A 643-nucleotide genomic window follows, 5' to 3' on the forward strand; every position below is an offset into this window, starting at 1 on the left:
GTGCTGGAACACCGGACGGAACCCCAATCAAGCAGCACAAGCCTGCAAGACCGGCTAAGGCCCGCCACCCGGTACCAGGCGGTTCTAGCCTACCAGAATCTGCAAATGATTTGCAGAAAAGGCTTGTTCCATGAGAGAGATTCGCTGTGCTGCTTGCTCCCGCAAGTTGGGAGAGGGGGTGTTCACCCGCCTTGTAATTAAGTGCCCGCGTTGCCGGGCGCTCAACGTCTTGAAGGCCGAGAGCCTCCCACCAGAACGCCGTCGAGCGTCCAGTATTGAAAGGATGCCCGATGGAAGGCTCCAAGAAAGCGAGGGCGCAGGCCCACTTCGATGACGTCCAGGCGGTGCCGCTTGTCCCCTGGGTGGGCGGCATGCGCCGCCTGGCTCCGCATATTCTCCCGCTCCTGCCGGAGCACACCTGCTACGTCGAGCCGTTCGCGGGTGCGGCTGGCCTGTTCTTCTCCAAGCCGCCCAGCAAGGTCGAGGTGCTCAACGATGTGAATGGCGACCTGGTCTGCCTGTACCGCGTGGTGCAGCACCACCTGGATGAGTTCATGCGGCAGTTCCGCTGGTCGCTCACCAGCCGCCAGATGTACGCCTGGCTCCGGGAGACGAAGCCAGACACCCTCACGGACATCCAGCG

Annotated in this window: 2 protein-coding genes; both read left to right on the top strand. The window is 62.5% G+C overall.

Annotated features, from left to right (window positions below):
- The first annotated feature begins 130 nt into the window (after positions 1–130).
- Complete coding sequence (locus KDH83_RS31125; protein ID WP_072270446.1) at positions 131–334, top strand: Com family DNA-binding transcriptional regulator; 204 nt, start codon at positions 131–133, stop codon at positions 332–334.
- Positions 291–643: DNA adenine methylase (locus tag KDH83_RS31130; protein ID WP_212322965.1), on the top strand; the 353-nt coding region annotated here is incomplete at its 3' end. The genes KDH83_RS31125 and KDH83_RS31130, both read left to right, overlap by 44 nt.

Source organism: Achromobacter sp. Marseille-Q0513, assembly GCF_018195695.1.
Classification (GTDB): domain Bacteria; phylum Pseudomonadota; class Gammaproteobacteria; order Burkholderiales; family Burkholderiaceae_B; genus Achromobacter.

What these genes read in the sequence shown, in the direction of transcription:
- KDH83_RS31125 (WP_072270446.1), top strand. Translation starts at nt 131, where the DNA reads ATGAGAGAGATTCGCTGTGCTGCTTGCTCCCGCAAGTTGGGAGAGGGG.